The sequence below is a fragment of the Negativicutes bacterium genome (assembly GCA_018052945.1).
Lineage (GTDB): Bacteria > Bacillota > Negativicutes > JAGPMH01 > JAGPMH01 > JAGPMH01.
This window is the reverse complement of sequence record JAGPMH010000039.1, coordinates 1-14594: the sequence shown is the minus strand read 5'-3', so window position 1 is coordinate 14594 and position 14594 is coordinate 1. Positions and strand designations below refer to the sequence as shown.

Sequence of the window (14594 nt, the reverse complement as noted above, 5' to 3'; positions counted from 1 at the left end):
CCCTTTACAATCTTCTGCAAAATATAATAAATTTCCTGCTTTACAGCTGGTTTAGCTTTAAAAATACTTTATAAATACAAAAAGATGCCTTGAGCAAAATTAACTCAAGACATCTAATCTTATTTAGCTTTACAAGCCTCATATAAACCTTTTTCTTTTAAAAACGCTATTAATGTTTCACCCATAACAGCAGGGGTATCAGCAACTCTAATTCCACATTCAGTCATAATTCGGATTTTTTCATCAGCCGTACCTTTACCGCCTGACACAATCGCCCCGGCATGTCCCATTCTTTTCCCCGGTGGCGCAGTGCGTCCACAAATAAACCCAACTACCGGCTTTTTCATATTTTCTTTAATCCACAGGGCTGCTTTTTCTTCAGCATCACCGCCAATTTCACCAATCATAATCACCGCATGCGTTTCATCATCTTCATTGAAATCTTTCAATACATCAATAAAATTCGTACCATTAACCGGATCTCCGCCAATCCCAACCGCTGTTGTTTGGCCTAATCCAGCTTGCGTCAATTGATGTACCGCTTCATACGTCAGTGTTCCAGAGCGCGAAACAACCCCCACATGACCTTTAGTGTGAATATAGCCTGGCATAATGCCAATTTTACATTCATCAGCAGTAATAACACCCGGACAATTAGGCCCAACCAATCTTGTTTTCTTGCCTTGCATATAGCGTTTTACCTTTACCATATCCATTACCGGAATATGCTCAGTAATACAAATAACCAACTCCAATTGCGCATCAACCGCCTCTAAAATAGAGTCAGCGGCAAACGCTGCCGGTACATAAATTACCGAAACAGTGGCTCCGGTAGCTTTAACAGCTTGACTTACTGTATCAAAAACCGGTACACCTTCAACCGTCATTCCACCTTTACCCGGCGTAACACCAGCCACAATTTTAGTTCCATATTCCAACATTTGTTGCGTATGAAATTTCGCTACCGAACCGGTAATCCCTTGAACAATTACTTTTGTGTCATTATTTACTAAAATGCTCACTGTCTTACCCCCTATCTTTAACTAAAGAAACAATTTTTTCTGCGCCATCAGCCATAGAATCAGCAACTACAATTTCAATCCCGGAATTGCGCAAAATTTCTTTGCCAATTTCAACATTAGTTCCTTCTAACCTTACCACCAACGGAACAGTTAACCCGACTTGTTTCGCTGCTTCCACTACCCCTTGGGCAATGAAATCACATTTCACAATGCCACCAAAGATATTAACAAAAATACCTTGTACTTTTTCATCTGATAAAATTATTTTAAACGCTTCCGAAACCTTATCAACAGTAGTCGAACCTCCTACATCAAGGAAGTTAGCTGGCTCACCGCCATAATAATGAATAATATCAAGCGTTGCCATCGCTAGTCCAGCACCATTGACCATACACCCAATACTGCCATCTAACGTCACATAATTTAAATCATATTTTGATGCTCTGTTTTCTTTTTCATCTTCTTCATCTAAATCGCGGTATTCTAAAATATCAGGATGGCGATATAATGCACTGTCATCAAAATTAAGCTTAGCATCAAGTGCCATAACTTTGCCATCACCGGTTATAACTAGTGGATTTATTTCTGCAATAGAACAATCTTTTTCGATAAACGCATTATATAAACCCATCATAAAATTAACCGCTTGATTAATTAACTCTTTCGGAATATTTATATTAAAAGCAATTCGTCGTGCTTGAAACGAGGCTAAACCAATCGCCGGATCAATAATTTCTTTGAATATCTTTTCCGGAGTTTTAGCTGCAACCTCTTCAATTTCAGTTCCACCCTCTTCTGATGCCATTAACACGACCCGCGAAGTAACACGATCTAGCACTAAGCCAATGTAATATTCTTTTTTGATGTCACAACCTTCCTCAATCAGCAGACGTTTTACAACCTTACCTTCAGGACCGGTTTGATGAGTTATTAAAGTTTTGCCTAAAATTTCTTTAGCATAGCTTTCAACTTCATTTATATTTTTAGCAACTTTTACGCCACCAGCTTTACCACGACCACCTGCATGAATCTGTGCTTTAACCACACATACTTGTGAACCCAGTTTCTTAGCTGCACAAACTGCTTCTTCTACCGAAAAAGCAACTTTACCATTTGGTACTGTTACACCATATTTTCTTAATACCTCTTTACCCTGATATTCATGGATATTCATGCTTCAACCTCCTATAGCTGTTAGTAACCTAAATGATTTACTATTTTTTAATTGTATATTATTTTCTAAATATTTTCCAGTGTATTTAACACTTGTTATTATTTATGGTAAGATTTAAGCTGTATTAACTATAGGAGGATTATTATGTCATATACAAATTTTCAAGTTGGCGAAGCTTTTCCACTACCAATTAAAGCCAGTGGCGAAGGCGGCTTATTCCAATTCGATGTCAACGGGCCAATGTTTATCTTAAAGTTAAATAATAGTGATTTGATTGCCATAGAAGCTTTTCGCACCGGTCAAATCGAGATAGCATTATTTTTCGAAGACAATATTATCTTTTTTTTATATAAGGTTGAGGGGATCTTAAATGATTGGGGCGATTGCCCATCTTGTCTCTGCACTCTACCTAAAAATCAATTACCGAATTTAACAAACCCTCAAAGTGATCTAGCTTTATTTTTAGTAAATAACAATTTAAATACACTTTTAGCGTTACGTAATATCACTCTAACACCGGAGTTTTATGACAGCTTAAGTTCCTGTATTAACAAGCAACTACAAGCCCCCATCTCTATTGAAGAATATCAACAAAAAGTTCAAGCGCTCTGGCAAAAATATTCTTCCACTGAAATGTTTAATCATGCTATCGCTCATCAACTTATTACTACCACCTTATCATAAAAAAGTAGTGTCTCAGTATTATGAGACACTACTTTTTTATTTTTGTCCGGTTCTACCATGATATAAACACCATGGTTCTTCCGCCATATAATCACCATCATTATAATAAGCCGCTCTAGCACGACAACCACCACAAGCTTGTTTAAATGGACATTCACCGCAACCACCTTTATAATTTAAGGTTCTTAATTCATTTAAGACTTCATTATTGCGCCAAATTTCATCAAATGGTGTTTCACGAACATCACCCAACGGAATATTCAAATACGCACAAGGTTGAACTTGCCCTTTCGGACTGATAATACAATACGAAGTCCCCGCCAAGCAACCTCTGCCAAATCGCATTTTCAGCCCCATTTGTTTAGCAATTCTCATAAATTGCGGAGCACAAGTCGGTTTTAACTCAATTGATACTTCTTTTTGCTTATTTAAAATACGGGTCAAAGTATCTTCATACGCCTGAGCCTTTAAAGTTTCCGCTTCAATTGTAACCGCTCTACCAGTTGGTACTAAGAAAAAAAAGTGATGCGCGACCGCGCCTTCAGCTACTGCAAAATCTGTGATTGCTTCAATTTCGCTTTCATTCCAATCCATAATAGTAGTATGTATTTGAAACGCTAACCCAACTTCACGACAATTTCTCATCCCTTGAACCGCACCTTCCCAAGCATTAGGGAACTTGCGAAATTCATTATGCTTTTTAGGATCCAATGAGTCCAGCGAAATTCCCATCCCCATTGTTCCAGCTTCTTTTAATTGTAGTGCCAATTCTTTCGTAATCAAGGTTCCATTCGTACCAAAAACCGGTCTTAACCCTAACGAAGTGGCATAACTTACCAATTCAACAATATCAGGGCGCATTAGCGGTTCACCGCCACTAAAAATCATAATTTTAAAACCAGCCTTAGCAATTTGTTCCAATAAGGTTTTTGCTTGTGCTGTATTTAATTCCTCTTCCGCTTGACAACCAGCATCACGATAACAATGATCACAATACATATTACAAGCATTGGTTGTATTCCAAGAAATAATCATTTACTTATCTCCTTTTGTTAAACCTATTTCTTCATCAGTCAAATAACAGGCCGGATCAGACTCCCAAAAATCGCCGGTAACAGCTTCTGCTCTAGTTCTAAAATTACCATTGCAATTTTCAAGGTATTGACACTTTTGACAGCGCCCCTTTAATAAAGTTTTACGATCTTTCAACCCTGCCATAATCGGATGATTAACATCAGTCCAAATGTCTCCAAATTTACGTTCTCTAACATTGCCAAAAGTATGGTGTTGTGTAAATTGATCAGGATGAACATAACCTAAATGATCAACCTCACCAAAAGCAATCCCCGATCTATTGCCACCATTCATCGAAATCAACTTTTTAATTTGTTCTGCCAAGGCATTATCACCCTCTTGAACCGCTTTAACATACATATAAACACCGTCGCAATGATTATCAACAGTTAATATTTCTTTTTTCAGACCACGCTCTTCAAAATCTTTAGTTCGTCTAATAATAATATCCATCGCTTGACGTGATTCTTCAGGAGTAACATCCTCTTCCATCATTTCATTACCACGCCCCGAATAAACCAAATGATAAAAACAAACTCTATCAATATTTTCCGCCTCGATAAAATCAAATATTTTATCCAGTTCCAAAAAATTATGACGATTAATCGTAAAGCGTAACCCCACTCTTTGGCCAACTGCTACACAGTTTTTAATCCCAGCCATTGCTAATTCAAATGCCCCTTCTTTGCCACGGAACTTATCATTAACATCCGCTAAACCATCTAAGGAAATCCCCACATAACCTACACCGATGTCTTTAATCTTTTGCGCAACTTCCGCGGTAATTAACGTTCCATTAGTTGATAAAGTTGGTCTAATTCCTTTGTCAGCTGCATATTGTGCTAACTCAAAAAAATCTGGTCTGAGCAAAGGCTCCCCACCAGAAAATAACAATACCGGCACCTTAAATTCTGCTAAATCATCTATAAATCTTTTAGCCTCAGCAGTATTTAATTCACCTTCATATTTTTTTGCATCAGAACTCATATAACAATGACGACAAGTAAGATTACAAGTTCTGGTTGAATTCCACACTACAACCGGACCGGTTCCTTCCGCTACACCATTTTTAGCATTTTTCGAACCATGACGATATCGCAAAGAATCGCCAAAATACTCTGTAGAAAACAATAATTTTGTTACACTGATCATTTTTTTACCTCACACTATTTAACTTTAATCCAAAGACAACGTCGATTAATGTTTTTATCTTATCACGCACTTATTACTTGGTCAATCAATCAATAAATTTAGAATATAACATTAAATTAATGGTAATTAATAATAATTGTTATATAATAAAAGTATATAGTTTTTTATTATACTTCACAAGGGAGGACTTACCAATGCGTAAAAAAATTGTTATTATCGGTGGCGTAGCCGGCGGTGCTTCTGCAGCAGCTAGATTACGACGCCTTGATGAAAATCTTGAAATTATCATTTTAGAAAAAGGGGACTATATTTCTTTTGCCAACTGTGGTTTACCTTACTACATTGGCAATGTTATACCAAATCGCGACTCTTTATTTTTACAAACACCAACTATGTTAAAAAACCATCTTAATATACAGGCTCGCGTTGCTCATGAAGTTATTGAAATCGATAAAGTTAATAAAACAGTCACTGTTAAAGATTTAAAAACACAAACAACTTACCTGGAAACTTATGATAAATTAATTTTATCACCTGGCGCTAGCCCTCTTCTGCCAAAGATTAGCGGACTAAGCGAGGCTAAAAATTTATTTACTTTACGCAATGTTCCTGATACCGATAAAATTAAAACCTTCATTAATATTAATCAGCCAAAAACTGCTACTATTATCGGTGGCGGATTCATTGGCCTTGAAATGGCTGAAAATCTTAAGCATTTAGGTCTTGCTGTTACTATTATTGAAATGGCTAAACAAATCTTACCACCACTTGATTTTGAAATGGCCGCCATTGCTCAAAATAAGCTCATCGAAAATGGCATTACCTTAATCCTCAACAACGGCTTAAAAGAAATTAAAGACCAAGGATCTACGCTGATTTTAAACGATAATACCGAGCTTCATACCGATTTAACAATTTTATCCATCGGTGTAAAGCCGGAAACTGCTTTTACCAAAACAGCCGCGCTCACCCTAAACAACGCCGGCGGAATAGTTGTTGATGAATATTTTAAAACTTCTGATCCTCACATTTATGCGGTTGGCGATGCCATCGAAGTTCCTCATTACATTACTCAAGCTCAAACAATGCTACCACTAGCTTCACCGGCTAATCGCCAAGGACGCTTAGTAGCGGATAATCTTTGTGGTATCAAAGCTCCTTATCATGGCGTCTTAGGCTCCGCCGTTGTCAAATTATTCGATTTAACAATTGCAACAACGGGCTTAAATGAGCTGCAACTACAAAAAAATAATCTTGACTATAAGGTAATCCATCTACATCCCGGATCGCATGCCGGCTATTATCCAAATTCCAGCCCGATTTCGTTAAAACTACTGTTCTCTAAAATTGACGGTAAGATTTTCGGAGCTCAAGCACTAGGCACAGCTGGGGTCGAAAAACGTATTGATGTTATCGCCACTGCTATTAAAGGAAATCTAACCATTGAAGATTTAGCAGACTTAGAACTTTGTTATGCTCCGCCATTTTCTTCTGCCAAAGATCCGGTAAATATGGCGGGTTATCTGGCGGAAAATGTTTTAGGGAACCTCCTCCAAACATTCCAATGGCATGAATTAATTAATAATTCGCCAGAAATGTTCTTATTAGATGTTAGAGAGCCATCCGAGCATAACTTTGAAAAACTTCAACACTCTATTAATATCCCCTTAAGTCAACTACGCTCTCGTCTTACTGATTTACCAACAGATCAAACTATTTATGTTTACTGTCAGGTAGGTTTAAGAGGCTATCTAGCTTGTCGCATTTTAAAGCAACATGGTTTTAATTGCAAAAATCTTGATGGTGGTTTTAAAACCTATAAAGAAGTTTTAAAATTCCTCTAACGAAAAGGAGTCTTTGCATATGCTTAATTTTTTCATGCCAACCAGAGTATTATGTGGCATAGATTGCCTAAAAGACCACAGTAATGTTTTTACAACGTTAGGGTCTAGAGCTTTTATCGTCACTGGCAAAAAATCATCAGCCCAAAACGGCTCTTTAAATGATGTCCGATTTATTTTGGAACAAAACAATATTCACTATACTTTATATAATGAAATAAATAGTAATCCCAGCATTCAAGAAGTGCAAGAAGCTGCAAAAATCGCTCAGAAAACTAACCCCTCTTTTATTATCGGGATTGGAGGCGGTTCACCCTTAGACGCCGCCAAGGCTATTGCAATATTAGCTAAAAATAATATTGATGAAAAACAGTTGTTTTCCGGTATTTATAATCAACCGCCCTTACCTATTATCGCTATTCCTACTACTGCCGGTACCGGTAGCGAAGTTACACCTTACGCCGTCTTGACGGATAATCTTAATGAAACAAAAAAAAGCATCAACAGTCCAGCTATTTTTCCTAAAGTAGCCTTTCTGGATGCTAAGTACACTATGAAATTACCACAAGAAATAACAATCAATACCGCCATCGATGCATTGTCACATGCTTTAGAAGGTTACCTTTCAGCAAAAGCAACTGAAACCAGTAATATTTTTGCTGAAAAAGCACTAAAAATCCTCGGTAAAGTTCTACCAAAAACACTAGGGACATTAACACTTGAAGACCGCATCGAACTATTGTATGCTTCAATGTTAGCCGGCGTAGTTATATCTCAAACCGGCACCACTGCAGTCCATGCTATGGGTTATTCCCTAACCTTCTATAAAAACATTGAGCACGGCAAAGCTAATGGTTTATTGCTCTATCAATATCTGAGCTTTATCAATAATTATCAGCATGAACTTATTAATAAAGTCCTGAGCTTATTAAATATGCAAACTATCACTGATTTCGGTGTATTATTGGAAACATTGTTAGGCCCTAAAACCAGTTTATCAAGAAATGAACTTAGTTTATTTGTCGCTAAAACTTTTCAATCTCCTAACGTTAGCAATACTAAGCCGCTACCAAATCGCCAGGATATTGAAAACATCCTTAAAAACAGTTTTATTATAGAATAACAAAAAAGCTCGTATCAAATACGAGCTTTAAATTATTAAATGGTGACCCCGGCAGGATTCGAACCTGCGACCCTTTGATTCGTAGTCAAATACTCTATCCAGCTGAGCTACGGAGTCATATTGTTTTGCTAACCAACGAAAATTATTTTATCATTTATAATAAACAAAGTCAACCTTTATTTTCTATTATTTTATAATAAAAAGTTTTCCACAAGTAAAACCTTAATATTTCTTGATTATACAGCGACTTATCCACACTTACTTCTGTTTTGTGGATAGTTTTGTGGATAAGTCGCTGTGTTTATCCACAACTTAACATCCTGAGCCTGTAGCAGTTTTTCAAAAAACCTTCGATAAATTATCGAAGGTTTTTTCTTAACATTCTACCGGTCTACTCCAATCAACTAAAACCCCTGTATTATCCCAAAGTCTAGTTAAGGCAATTTTTAAATCAGCTAAACTAGCCAAAGGCTCTACAACTTTAGCAGAAAAATCCATTAATGTATCATTGGGTAAATTAACTGACAGTTCGCTATTTAAAAATTCCAGTATTTCTTGTTTCTTAACTTCATTATTTAAAACAATCATCACTTGCTTTGTCGCTACATTATACTTAATAAAACCATAGTCATCCTCAAAATGAATCGCCACACAAAAATCCATTTGCATAAATACATCCCCCTAGGTTATAGTATAATTCTTGATTATTATTTACAATTTAAGGTATGATTGAATTATAACAGTACAAACTATATAAAACAAGTTATATCGATAATATGGGGAGGCCCTTATGATTAATAGCATGAAAAGTATCTATCTGGTCAACAAGTTCGTACACGATATTTTACCCAAGGTAGATAAAGAAATATATTATTGGGAAAATTTCGTTAGATTGTCTATTTCCGGCGAATTAAAAATTCAAGCCTTAGCTAGCTTAAAAGATAAAAAATTCCACTGTCAGGGTGGTAGTTTTTACAGCATGTTACCGGATGTTGATATTAATAATTTTGTAAAGTTCATCGTAGCCTTCCAAACTATTAGTGATTATCTTGATAATCTTTGTGACAGAGTTGAAGTAAATGATGAGCAGGCTTTTCGCCAACTTCATCTGGCTATTACCGACGCTTTAGATCCTACTCAAAAATGTAAAGATTATTACCTGTATTATCCTTATACTAAAGACGGTGGTTATTTAAAAAAATTAGTAACAACTTGTCAATATCAAATTCAACGCTTTCCCAGTTACAATTTGATAAAATACGATATCTTAACGTTAGGCTCATTGTACAGTGACCTGCAAACATATAAACACTTAACTCCAACACTAAGAGAAGAAAAGCTACTAAATTGGCTTAAAATCGCTAATCGTTATACTAATGTTATTAGTCATTGGGAGTTTGCTGCTGCTACTGGATCAACTCTCGGAATTTTTATGTTGTGTGCTTTAGCCAACAATTCTCAAATTACGCCTTCTAATATTAAATTACATAAGGAGGCTTATTTCCCTTGGATTACCGGATTGCACATTTTACTAGACTATTTTATCGATTACACTGAAGATCTTGAGCATAATGATTTGAATTTTTTAACATATTATACTGGGACAGAAGAAAAGTTATCTCGACTGATTTTATTTAAAAATGAAGCTCTAGCTAAAACCGCTAATACTACCGATTTTATTTTTAACGAAACAATTGTTAAAGGCTTATTAGCACTATACTTGTCAGATCCTAAAATAAAAAGACCGGAAGATATAGCAATTAAAAATAAATTGCTACAGTCTTCCGGAACTTATACTAAATTATTATATAAATTATCTCAAATAATGAGATTTTTTAAAATTGTATAATTATTGAATCGGCGCTGCTCCACTAGCAATTGTAACTTGCTTGAAGTAGCGTCCGTTTATTTCTATCACTGTTTCATTTTCACCAGTATCAACCATTTTAACTTTACCATTACCTAAAGTTTTAATAATTTGTTCTGGACAAGCTATTTCTTGCCATTTGAAACTACGTTCTTCCGCCGTCCCAACATTTTCACGATATATTTCAGTAGCCGGATTAGGCTTTTCATCACCACGACAAGGTGTAAACGCAATTTTAATTTGCTCAATTATTTGCAAACAAACTTCATCCGTCATATGCATCGGAATTTGCACTTTGGCATTTTTCGCTTCACCCATCGCCAAGAAAATCACCGTGCCAAAAATAACCTCATGATCATTAGGTGCCGGAAAAGTTCTATTTGGTGCTAAACCTAGTGGCACTGCCAAATCATTTACTAATAAATGTAGCGATGCCCCATTACCTAAATCCAATAATTCACAACTGGCAAAATTACCTTCTAACAAATCTGAAATAGTTTCGATTTGTAATTTAACATCATCCGGAATTCTGCAAATTTCCGGATCACAACCAGGTTTAACTAATATGACATTCATTGTTTTGTTCTCGCTCATTTTCTCTCTCCTCAACAATATTAATAACATTACTATTTTAACAGTATTTATAAAAATTATCCAATAATTTTATCTTAAGATTGTCAAATGACATTTCATTCATTTTTTTGCTAAATCACCGTTAAAATCAGTTATTTATAGCGTTTAGGGCACTTGTTATCATTTTTTAAAATTGCATATTGTGCTATTTCGTGATATTATAAGCCTTGAAAACAGTATCATCTATACCTGAGGTGCACGCTTTCCTTAATTATGTCCAACCTACTTTTTTGAAATGGGAATCTGATTTTTTTGCAGCTGCCGAGCCGGTTCAGCCGGAAGGCAAAAACAAAAATAGGATGCCCACCTGTGTAAGGCACAGGTTTGGACATAACAAGGGGCGACACTGCGGGTTTTTTCTTTTTATAAGGGGAGTATTGGTTATAACCAATACTCCCCTTATTATTATTTTCCTAACCCTATACTACAACTTTTACCAAGTTTTTGTTGTCAGGATTAATTTTTATTATAATTCAGCGTAATTTTGCTTTAGTTATCACCGTTTCTCCAAATTTTTCTTTCAAACTGTCAATCGCATTGTACAAAGCCTTTTTTCTATCATCAGTGTTTTCAAATAAATTAATAGTGTTACCCTTCAGCAGTTTACCGGCCGTTATTCCCAATAACCTAATAGCCTCTTTAACCTCAATCTGCTCATATAATTTACAGGCAATATCATAAATTACTTCATCGTAATTCGTGCCCTCTACCAAACTCTCACTACAAGTTATAACCTGAAAATTTTTCAATTTAATTTTCAAAGTTACTTTTTGTGCCAAATATTTTTTTTGTCTTAACCGCCATCCAACCTTTTCTGACAGTGCTAATAATTCTTTTTTTATTGCTGCCGTATTGACCAAATCAACTTCAAAGGTTTCTTCCTTGCCAATTGATTGAGGCTCTCTCACTCCCACAACCTGACGCTCATCTTTTCCTTGGGCCAAATCAACTAATTTATAAGCGGAAGGACCAAAGTGATCTAACAATATTTTAAACTCAGTTTTTAATAAATCTTCAACTTTATAAATCCCCAAACTTTTTAATTTTTGATTGTTTTTCGCTCCAACACCCCATAATATACTAACAGGCTTATCTTTTAACAAATCATATTCCTGCCCCGGTTTAACAATTACTAATCCATTTGGTTTTTCAAGGTCTGAGGCTAATTTAGCAATAAACTTATTACTGCCAACACCGACTGAAACAACAAGACCCAACTGTTCGTAAACTCGGCTTTTTAATTTTCGAGCATAGTCTTCTATATTATTGAAAATTTTTTCCATCCCGGTTAAATCCAGAAAAGCTTCATCTATTGATAAGGGTTCAACACAAGGCGAAAATTCATTTAAGATTTTAAAGAATTCTTTCGAAATACTACTATAACGATTATGATTGCAAGGCAAAAAAATCCCCTCCGGGCATAATTTTTTCGCCTTAGCAATCGACATTGCCGAAAAAACACCGAACAATCTAGCTTCATAAGAAGCAGTTGCGACAACACCACGCTTACCGCAACCACCAACTATTACCGGTTTATTTTTATAACAATCATTGTCATTTTGTTCAACTGCCGCAAAAAAAGCATCCATATCAACATGCATAATAATTTTTTTCATTTTATTCATCACCTTATTAATCTTATTTTCATTATAGAACATCTGTTCTTGCGTGTAAATATTATATTAATTTGGTTTAAATCGCTATTTTATGATAAAATGTAATATAATTATCCACTAAGAGAGGACTGATATTTGAAAATATGTTAGGCTTTACAAAAAATTTGAATGATAGGCTCTTATTTAAAAAGTTACTAAAACTTATTATTTTTATAAATTTAACACCGGCACTGTTTGTTATCTTTACCAGTGCCTATATGACTTATCAAAGCTTATCAGTTAGCACGTCTTATAACAACCAATTAGTAGCAGTAAATTTAGCCAATGATATTGATGATTTTCTCTTAGAAAAAGAACACTTATTATCCTTTATCTCAACTTTACCGGAAATTCAAAGCATGGATCCTGTTAAACAAACGCCAATTCTTCAGGATTCTGTCAAAAAATATAACAATGACTTTACTACAATCTTTATTGCCAATACCTCCGGTCAACAAATAGCACGCGATAGCGGAGATTTTTTTAATGTCAGTGATCGTCAATACTTTAAAGACATTATCCGCGGTCAAAATTTTTCCATCAGCGATATTTTAATTTCAAAGTTGACTAATCAGCCAATTGCCATTATTTCGGTGCCAATAAAGAAAAACGATATTATTATCGGTGTTATTTCAGCACCATTAAAATTAAGCCGAATTGATGAACTGGTAAATTATAATTATGATATGAAACATAGTCAAACCTGTATTTTTGTAGCTGATAATAATGGTCATGTTATCAGCCATCCTGATAATACCATCTTTAATGATTTATCTAATGTTAAAACCTTAGCACCGCTTAAAGCATCACAAAATCAAATCTCTGGTAGCGTAAAATATGCTGATAAAGGGAAAAATCTTTTTGCTAGTTATGCCAAGTCTAAAAAAGCAAAATGGACTGTGGTGGTTCAAGAAGATGAAGATAACACTTTAAGTTTCTTGAAAAAGCAAATTTTCTATTCCCTTTCCACATTATTATTAGTTGGTATGATTTCAGTTTATGCTACTTACCTCATTTATAAATCAAGTTCACCATCAAAAATTAATTAAAATAAAGTGCCTCGAGCAATATTTGTTATGCTCGAGGCACTTTATTTTTAACCTTTTAATATTTTAAATTTTTCTTGCGCTTGTTTCCTTAAATAAATACCACCACTACCCCAATCTTCATTTTCTTTAAGGATTGCTAAATCCCATCGTTCTCTGGTTGTGTTCTGACCATAACATTCATGTAGCAATAAACTATCAACATTGTCCCCAGCCTCACCATGCGTCATAACCCTATTTTGATCAATCGTTAAATCTAAAACTTTAGCTAATATTGCTATTACTGTCGTAAGCGTAGTTATTTGTTGTATTGTCGGCGGTTCTAAGCCCAAATCAGCCGGAGTTGCTAAATACGCACAACATAAACTTATCCCTACCGCTCCGGTATTACGGCAATATGTATGTGCTAAGATTTTAGCAAAATTATCAGTACTAACAATAAGATCACCATTACCACAAATATTCAAATGATATTCTTCAAAAATTTGCTGATAATGCCCCGCCGACCAATGTAAATATATTTTAACATCCCGGTTTTTACCATTAGCTAATATCCATAATTCTTCTTTACTAGCCTCTGCTAAAATTTGCAATTCTCTGAAATCAATTTTTCTACTCATCAATTTTCCTCCTTAATATCATTCACTACTATATATTAAGAAGCTTCTTGTTTTTAAACTTAGAAAAACTACTATAGTTAACCTTAATATAAAAATTTAATAATATTTGCGGATTAATGACCTCATAGGCAGAAAGTTGAAGTTGAATTTATCTACTAAAAGTATTATCATAAATTCTCGTGATTAACATCTATAGGAGTTTGCTATGAGTTTAATATTACAAATAAGTTTTACCTTTTTATTAGTTTTTTTATCTAATATAATTTCGCTAAATATATCATTACCAATCCCGGTAAGCATTATTGGCATAACCTTGCTGTTATTATTATTACTAACAAAAACTATTACACTAACACAAATCGAAACCATTTCTTCGTTTTTTCTCAAAAATATGGGATTCTTTTTTATTGCCGCCGGAGTATCAATCTTGGGAAAATATTATTTAATTGAAAATATTTTATGGCAATTTAGCGCCATTATTCTTGTCACAACGCTATTAACCTTTGTGGTAACTGCACTAGCCGTTAAATACACTATGAAGCTCCAACAAAAATTCAGAAAGGACTAAACTATGTTATCTTTTTGGGACAATCCACTTAGCATTATTTTGTTATGTATTATCGCTTATAAAATCGGTCTTTATATTTATGCCAAAACTAACCTCGCAATTTTTAATCCATTATTTATTGCCATCTTTTTAATA

Annotated in this window: 14 protein-coding genes, 1 tRNA gene and 1 other RNA gene; 7 read left to right on the top strand and 9 right to left on the bottom strand. The window is 34.8% G+C overall.

Annotated features, from left to right (window positions below):
• Positions 1-119: 119 nt before the first annotated feature.
• Together sucD and sucC are read right to left on the bottom strand one after the other, a co-directional pair.
• Positions 120-1022 carry a succinate--CoA ligase subunit alpha gene (sucD, locus tag KBI38_06540; protein MBP8629713.1) on the bottom strand — a complete coding sequence of 301 codons (903 nt, stop codon included), beginning with the start codon at positions 1020-1022 and terminating at the stop codon, positions 120-122.
• Between the two features lie 4 nt (positions 1023-1026).
• Positions 1027-2196 carry an ADP-forming succinate--CoA ligase subunit beta gene (sucC, locus tag KBI38_06535; protein MBP8629712.1) on the bottom strand — a complete coding sequence of 390 codons (1170 nt, stop codon included), beginning with the start codon at positions 2194-2196 and terminating at the stop codon, positions 1027-1029.
• A 144-nt stretch (positions 2197-2340) separates the two neighbouring features.
• Here sucC and KBI38_06530 point away from each other — a divergent pair, with 144 nt between their 5' ends.
• Positions 2341-2880 (top strand): hypothetical protein, encoded by a 540-nt coding sequence (locus tag KBI38_06530; protein MBP8629711.1) that lies wholly within the window; start codon positions 2341-2343, stop codon positions 2878-2880.
• Positions 2881-2916: 36 nt separating this feature from the next.
• Here KBI38_06530 and nirJ2 read toward each other — a convergent pair whose 3' ends face one another.
• Positions 2917-3915 (bottom strand): putative heme d1 biosynthesis radical SAM protein NirJ2, encoded by a 999-nt coding sequence (nirJ2, locus tag KBI38_06525; protein ID MBP8629710.1) that lies wholly within the window; start codon positions 3913-3915, stop codon positions 2917-2919.
• Positions 3916-5106, bottom strand: coding sequence for a putative heme d1 biosynthesis radical SAM protein NirJ1 (nirJ1, locus tag KBI38_06520; GenBank protein MBP8629709.1), 1191 nt, complete (start codon positions 5104-5106; stop codon positions 3916-3918).
• 194 nt (positions 5107-5300) lie between these two features.
• Here nirJ1 and KBI38_06515 point away from each other — a divergent pair, with 194 nt between their 5' ends.
• Together KBI38_06515 and KBI38_06510 are read left to right on the top strand one after the other, a co-directional pair.
• Positions 5301-6950 (top strand): CoA-disulfide reductase, encoded by a 1650-nt coding sequence (locus tag KBI38_06515; protein ID MBP8629708.1) that lies wholly within the window; start codon positions 5301-5303, stop codon positions 6948-6950.
• A gap of 19 nt (positions 6951-6969) precedes the next feature.
• Positions 6970-8070 carry an iron-containing alcohol dehydrogenase gene (locus tag KBI38_06510; protein MBP8629707.1) on the top strand — a complete coding sequence of 367 codons (1101 nt, stop codon included), beginning with the start codon at positions 6970-6972 and terminating at the stop codon, positions 8068-8070.
• 40 nt (positions 8071-8110) lie between these two features.
• On the opposite strand, the gene KBI38_06505 is transcribed toward KBI38_06510, so the two are convergent.
• Positions 8111-8187: transfer RNA gene (locus tag KBI38_06505), tRNA-Arg, on the bottom strand.
• Positions 8188-8445: 258 nt separating this feature from the next.
• Positions 8446-8739 carry a hypothetical protein gene (locus tag KBI38_06500; GenBank protein ID MBP8629706.1) on the bottom strand — a complete coding sequence of 98 codons (294 nt, stop codon included), beginning with the start codon at positions 8737-8739 and terminating at the stop codon, positions 8446-8448.
• Between the two features lie 121 nt (positions 8740-8860).
• Between KBI38_06500 and KBI38_06495 the strand changes: the two genes are divergently transcribed.
• Positions 8861-9919 carry a tetraprenyl-beta-curcumene synthase family protein gene (locus tag KBI38_06495; GenBank protein MBP8629705.1) on the top strand — a complete coding sequence of 353 codons (1059 nt, stop codon included), beginning with the start codon at positions 8861-8863 and terminating at the stop codon, positions 9917-9919.
• Here the strand turns inward: KBI38_06495 and KBI38_06490 are convergent, their stop codons facing one another.
• Positions 9920-10531 (bottom strand): hypothetical protein, encoded by a 612-nt coding sequence (locus KBI38_06490; protein MBP8629704.1) that lies wholly within the window; start codon positions 10529-10531, stop codon positions 9920-9922.
• Between the two features lie 222 nt (positions 10532-10753).
• On the opposite strand from KBI38_06490, the gene ssrS reads away from it, so the two are divergent.
• Positions 10754-10929, top strand: a non-coding RNA gene (gene ssrS, locus KBI38_06485) — 6S RNA.
• A gap of 114 nt (positions 10930-11043) precedes the next feature.
• On the opposite strand, the gene KBI38_06480 is transcribed toward ssrS, so the two are convergent.
• Positions 11044-12186 carry a DNA polymerase IV gene (locus KBI38_06480; GenBank protein MBP8629703.1) on the bottom strand — a complete coding sequence of 381 codons (1143 nt, stop codon included), beginning with the start codon at positions 12184-12186 and terminating at the stop codon, positions 11044-11046.
• Between the two features lie 164 nt (positions 12187-12350).
• Between KBI38_06480 and KBI38_06475 the strand changes: the two genes are divergently transcribed.
• Positions 12351-13274 carry a cache domain-containing protein gene (locus tag KBI38_06475; protein MBP8629702.1) on the top strand — a complete coding sequence of 308 codons (924 nt, stop codon included), beginning with the start codon at positions 12351-12353 and terminating at the stop codon, positions 13272-13274.
• Between the two features lie 47 nt (positions 13275-13321).
• Here KBI38_06475 and KBI38_06470 read toward each other — a convergent pair whose 3' ends face one another.
• On the bottom strand, positions 13322-13891 hold the full coding sequence (locus KBI38_06470) for an N-acetylmuramoyl-L-alanine amidase (protein MBP8629701.1): 570 nt from the start codon (positions 13889-13891) through the stop codon (positions 13322-13324).
• Positions 13892-14096: 205 nt separating this feature from the next.
• Here KBI38_06470 and KBI38_06465 point away from each other — a divergent pair, with 205 nt between their 5' ends.
• Complete coding sequence (locus KBI38_06465) at positions 14097-14459, top strand: CidA/LrgA family protein (protein ID MBP8629700.1); 363 nt, start codon at positions 14097-14099, stop codon at positions 14457-14459.
• Positions 14460-14594 lie beyond the last annotated feature (135 nt).

What these genes read in the sequence shown, in the direction of transcription:
- nirJ1 (MBP8629709.1), bottom strand. Translation starts at nt 5,106, where the DNA reads ATGATCAGTGTAACAAAATTATTGTTTTCTACAGAGTATTTTGGCGAT.
- KBI38_06500 (MBP8629706.1), bottom strand. Translation starts at nt 8,739, where the DNA reads ATGCAAATGGATTTTTGTGTGGCGATTCATTTTGAGGATGACTATGGT.
- KBI38_06465 (MBP8629700.1), top strand. Translation starts at nt 14,097, where the DNA reads ATGAGTTTAATATTACAAATAAGTTTTACCTTTTTATTAGTTTTTTTA.
- sucC (MBP8629712.1), bottom strand. Translation starts at nt 2,196, where the DNA reads ATGAATATCCATGAATATCAGGGTAAAGAGGTATTAAGAAAATATGGT.
- KBI38_06470 (MBP8629701.1), bottom strand. Translation starts at nt 13,891, where the DNA reads ATGAGTAGAAAAATTGATTTCAGAGAATTGCAAATTTTAGCAGAGGCT.
- KBI38_06495 (MBP8629705.1), top strand. Translation starts at nt 8,861, where the DNA reads ATGATTAATAGCATGAAAAGTATCTATCTGGTCAACAAGTTCGTACAC.
- KBI38_06510 (MBP8629707.1), top strand. Translation starts at nt 6,970, where the DNA reads ATGCTTAATTTTTTCATGCCAACCAGAGTATTATGTGGCATAGATTGC.
- KBI38_06480 (MBP8629703.1), bottom strand. Translation starts at nt 12,186, where the DNA reads ATGAAAAAAATTATTATGCATGTTGATATGGATGCTTTTTTTGCGGCA.
- KBI38_06490 (MBP8629704.1), bottom strand. Translation starts at nt 10,531, where the DNA reads ATGAGCGAGAACAAAACAATGAATGTCATATTAGTTAAACCTGGTTGT.
- KBI38_06515 (MBP8629708.1), top strand. Translation starts at nt 5,301, where the DNA reads ATGCGTAAAAAAATTGTTATTATCGGTGGCGTAGCCGGCGGTGCTTCT.
- KBI38_06530 (MBP8629711.1), top strand. Translation starts at nt 2,341, where the DNA reads ATGTCATATACAAATTTTCAAGTTGGCGAAGCTTTTCCACTACCAATT.
- nirJ2 (MBP8629710.1), bottom strand. Translation starts at nt 3,915, where the DNA reads ATGATTATTTCTTGGAATACAACCAATGCTTGTAATATGTATTGTGAT.